Annotated in this window: 4 protein-coding genes; 2 read left to right on the forward strand and 2 right to left on the reverse strand. The window is 57.6% G+C overall.

What is annotated here, in order from left to right; genetic code table 11:
• Positions 1-1,509: PAS domain-containing sensor histidine kinase (locus CW742_RS07370; protein WP_292418540.1), on the forward strand; the 1,509-nt coding region annotated here is incomplete at its 5' end.
• Positions 1,510-1,577: 68 nt separating this feature from the next.
• On the opposite strand, the gene CW742_RS07375 is transcribed toward CW742_RS07370, so the two are convergent.
• Positions 1,578-2,726, reverse strand: coding sequence for a Uxx-star family glutaredoxin-like (seleno)protein (locus tag CW742_RS07375; protein WP_292418543.1), 1,149 nt, complete (start codon positions 2,724-2,726; stop codon positions 1,578-1,580).
• 120 nt (positions 2,727-2,846) lie between these two features.
• On the opposite strand from CW742_RS07375, the gene CW742_RS07380 reads away from it, so the two are divergent.
• Positions 2,847-4,205 (forward strand): LamG domain-containing protein, encoded by a 1,359-nt coding sequence (locus CW742_RS07380; RefSeq protein WP_292418546.1) that lies wholly within the window; start codon positions 2,847-2,849, stop codon positions 4,203-4,205.
• Positions 4,206-4,210: 5 nt separating this feature from the next.
• Here the strand turns inward: CW742_RS07380 and CW742_RS07385 are convergent.
• The coding region (locus CW742_RS07385) for a rubrerythrin family protein (RefSeq protein ID WP_394339463.1) at positions 4,211-4,751 on the reverse strand (541 nt) is incomplete at its 5' end.

Below are 4,751 nucleotides of genomic sequence, written 5' to 3' on the forward strand. Positions count from 1 at the left end.
GCAGAGTGCATCGGGAGGAGGATAACATTCGGGAAAACCCGGGAAATGCTTGTGTCCTTCCGTGACGGCACGGACCGGAAGACCGCCGAGGAGGAGCTTAAGGACAGCGAGGAGTTTGTCAACACCATCTTAGAGAATATCCCGGATATGATCTTTGTCAAGGATGCCGGGAAACTCCGGTTTGTGCGGTTCAACCGGGCCGGTGAGGAACTGCTGGGATATTCACGGGAAGACCTGTACGGGAAGAGCGATTACGACTTCTTCCCCAAAGAGGAGGCGGACTTTTTTACTGAAAAAGACCGGGAAGTCTTACGAAATGGCATAATAGCTGATATTCCCGAAGAGGTCATCCAGACAAAGGACAAGGGAGAGCGCATCCTGCATACAAAAAAGATCCCCATCCCTGACCGTGACGGAAATGCCCGGTATCTTCTGGGGATCTCGGAAGACATCACGGAGCGCCGGAGGGCCGACGAGGAACTCCGCGAGTCGGAAAAGAAATTTGTTACGATCTTTCAGAACAATCCCGTCCCCCTCACCCTCACAACCGCAGGTCGCGGGGTGTTTGCCGATGTCAATGAGGCGTTCCTCGCCAGCACCGGGTACCTGCGGGAAGAGGTGATCGGAAAAACCCCGGGGGAGCTTAGCCTGTTTGTCAACCCGGATGACATTACGAGGCTCGTGACAGAACTTCGTTTAAAGCACCAGGTCCGTGGAATGGACCTGCCCTGCCGGACAAAGAATGGCGAGGTTCGCATCTGCCGGTTCTCCTCGCGGGTCATCATGATGGGGAGCACACCCCATGTTATCTCAACCGTCGAGGATGTCACAGAGGGCATGAAAACCGAAGACGCGCTCCACCAGGCAAACAAAAAGCTCCACCTCCTCTCGAGCATCACCCGGCACGATATCAAGAACCAGCTCATGACCCTGGACGGGTACGTCAGCCTCATGGATAAGAAGAGCCCGGCCGGCTGTGAGCAGGAGATTGCCCGTATCAGGAAGGTGAGCAGGCAGATCTCCGGCATGATCCAGTTCACGAAGGACTACCAGCAGGTGGGGATAGCAAGCCCGGTCTGGATGGATATACGGGCCCTGGTGAATGATGCCGAAAAGGGCGTCTCCCAGATGGCTGTCACGGTCAGGAACGATATCCCGGCCGGCACGGAAGTCTATGCCGACCCGCTCATTGCAAAGGTCTTCTTCAACCTGGTTGACAATGCCGTGCGCCACGGGGGGTCGGTCACCACCATCCGGTTCTCGCTTGCACCGCATGACGGGAAAAGCACGATCGTATGCGAAGACGACGGCACGGGTATTGCCCCCGAGATGAAAAAGAAACTCTTCCAAAAAGGCTTCGGAAAGAACAACGGCTTTGGCCTCTTCCTCTCCCGCGAGGTCCTCGATATCACCGGCATCACGATACAGGAAACCGGTGAGCCGGGTAAAGGGGCGCGGTTCGAGATGAGCATCCCCAATGAGTCGTTCAGGATTACTGCGGGGAAATGATCGCATATCGCCCCGGGCTGTTCCGTGTATCCTGATTAATCCACTGCCTGGGGTTCTGGACACCTGTCCTAATTCGCCATCAGGTACTCGTATGCCTCGAGTGCTGCTTTTGCCCCATCCCCGGCTGCAATGATGATCTGTTTGCTCTTCTCATTGGTGATATCGCCTGCAGCAAAGACACCGGGCCGGCTTGTGCAGCAGTTGATATCAACGATGACCTCCCGGCGGTCGTTCAGGTTCACAAGACCGTCCAGGATCTCCGTGTTGGGGATCCAGCCGATCTCGACAAAAATCCCGTCAAGATCGATCATCCGCTCCACGCCATTCCCGTCGCGGATCGTGACCCCTGTCAGGAACTGTTCTCCATGGAGAGCAGTGACATGCGTATGTTCGTGAACCACGATGCTGCCGATTGTTTTGAGCCTCTCCACAGAGATCGGGTCCGCCCTGATGCTGCTGCGCACAATGAGGTTGACTGATGATGCGATCCGGCTCATCTCGATAGCAGTCTGGAGTGCAGAGTTCCCGCCGCCGACAACCGCGACTTTTTTTCCTTTATAGAGGGGGCCGTCGCAGGTTGAGCAGATCGAGATCCCGCGCCCGATGAACCGGTCCTCCCCGAGAACATCGAGTTTCCGCGCCCGCTTGCCCTGCGTGAGGATAAGTGCCCTGGCCCGGATGGTTTTACCCGAGGCTGTCTTGACGGTAAACTCCTGCTGGTCCTGAGCAACCGCGGTAACGCGATCCAGTTCCAGCCTTATATTGAGCGTCTTGACCTGTTCTTCGAACTTCTTCATCAGGTCCTCACCGGTTACCATCCGGTAGCCCATGTAGTTCTCGATGGCCCACGACTCCAGCGCCTGCCCGCCGATGTTTTCGCTGATAATGAGTGTATTGAGCATCTTCCTTGCGCAATACACTCCCGCTGTGAGACCGGCCGGGCCGGCCCCGATGATCAGGACATCGTACCGGTCCGGGGCTTCCTCCGTTCCAAAGAGTTCGGTCAGGCGCCCGGCATCGAACCCGACGATCACTTCGCTGTCCACCACGATGACCGGGACACCCCGCTGGCCGGAGATCTCGATCATTTTTTGTGCCTGCCCCGGGTCGGCACCAACATCGATGCTCTCGTACGGGACGCCGTACTTGTCGAGGAACGCCTTGGCCATCCGGCAGTAGGGGCAGTTCCGGGTAGAATAGACGGTGACTCTGGTCATTAAGCCGGAAAGGGTTTCGGAATGATATAAACATATTGACGGCGGCAGGATGCAGGGAGGGGGCCGTCCTTATCGCAACCTTCTTTTTGGACAAGTCCCAATACACCTTTGGATACATCCATGGACACCACCTGTTCCGTTCCGGGGATGAGGAGATACGCCCTTTTCTTTCTTGTACTGTTCCTCGCTCTTTTTATTCCCGTGACCGGGGCAGATCCCGCCCCCGCACCTGACCCGGCGCTGTACCTCCCCTTCAACGAGGAGGGGGGGATGATGGCTCTCGATGCCTCGGGCCATTACAACCCCGGCATCATTATGGGGGCCGAACGGACCCGGTCCGGGATGTGCTGGGGAGCGCTCTTCTTCAACGGGACGGGAGAGTATGTCAGCATCCCGTACACGGATCGGAACCACCCGCGGCAGAACATCACGGTCTCGACATGGTTCTACGTGGACTCGTACAACCCCCAGACCTTAATCTCCAGTTACCAGGACGGGGGGTACTGGCTGGGGTTCGGTGACGGGAACGACCTGTGGTGGACCATCACCACCGAACGGTCAGGACCCGTCTCCGTTCCGGTACTCCACGAGGGGATTGCACTCCGGCAGTGGCACCATGTCACCGGAACCTATGACGGCACATCCGCGAGGATCTACCTCGACGGGTCCCTCCGGAACCGGGTCAATGCATCCGGTCCCCTCCTTTACGAGTACCAGAACTCCGTTCTTCTCGGTGCGGATGCCGGGGAAGGGCAGACGCCGGACCTTTCCTGCCCGCGTTTTCTGAGGGGGGGGCTCGATGATGTCCGGATCTACGACACGGCGCTGACCTATTCGCAGGTGATGGAAGACCGGTTCCGCTGCTCTGCCGAGCCGGGAAGGATCCCGCGTGCTCTTGAGAACGAAACCTTTGCCCTCCCCTCCTGCCTTTCCAGTTCCGGGTCGCTCGTGCTTGCCGAAGGGCAATCTGTCAGGAGGACTCTCCTCTTCTCCGACATCGCGGAGAACGGGATCTGGTCGGTTTCCGTGCCGCCGGGATCGGTCCTGGTTGTCAAGGCACGCGATCTCTATTCCGCGTCATACCCGGATTCCTGGTATGTTGAGATCGCTGACGGGGACCAGCGCATTGACCGGTCGGTTGCCTTTCCCCGTACCAATAATGCACCGGTAGACGGGGTGATACCCTCCGGGAATGCCAGGGTCACCATCCGGTACTTTGACGGTAAGAACCGTTTCCCCGCCAGTGTCGAAGTAACATTCGAATGCCGTGCTGCACCCCCCCTTCCTCCCATCCAGGTCATCCCGAAAAATATCCTTGCAAACCCCGGGATCGTGATCTATTCTGCCTCCTGGGCAACCCTGATTGCAGTCCTGGTTGTCGTTGTCTGGCTGCACCGGAGAAAGGCTGCACGAAAGGCAGCAGCGAAAAAAGAAGGGCCCGGTGAGACGCCTGAAGAAACCCGGGAAAAAGAGGAATAAGACCCTTACAGGGTGATTTCCTTAAACTGCTTGCCAAAGACCCCGCAGATCGGGCACTTGTCGGGAACCTTTCCGAGTTCAATGTTGCCGCAGACCGGGCAGAGGAACACCTTCTCCCGCCCGATGTCATGACCTGCTTTGATGGTGTCAAGGGCCTTCTTGTAGAGCGCTGCATGGACCTGTTCGGCCTTCATCGCGTGCGTGAACGCTAAGATCGCGTCGGTCTTCTTCTCGGCCTCTGCTTCGCTGATGAACCCGGGGTACATGGACTCGTATTCGTGGGTCTCTCCCGCGATTGCACCCTCAAGGTTGGCTGCCGTTGTGCCGACCGCGGACATGACCTTTAACAGCTTCTTTGCATGAATGGCCTCAGCCTCGGAGGCTGCCAGGAAGAGCGTGGCTACTCCCTTGAACCCCTCCTCGGCGGCCTTGTCGGAGAATGCCTTGTACTTGCGGTTTGCCTGCGACTCGCCGGCATACGCTTCCTTTGCATTGTCGATAGTTGCCATAGGGGATGATCTGTCTCTTTTACACCTCTGAAGTCTC

This window comes from Methanoregula sp. (assembly GCF_002835825.1).
GTDB lineage: Archaea > Halobacteriota > Methanomicrobia > Methanomicrobiales > Methanospirillaceae > Methanoregula.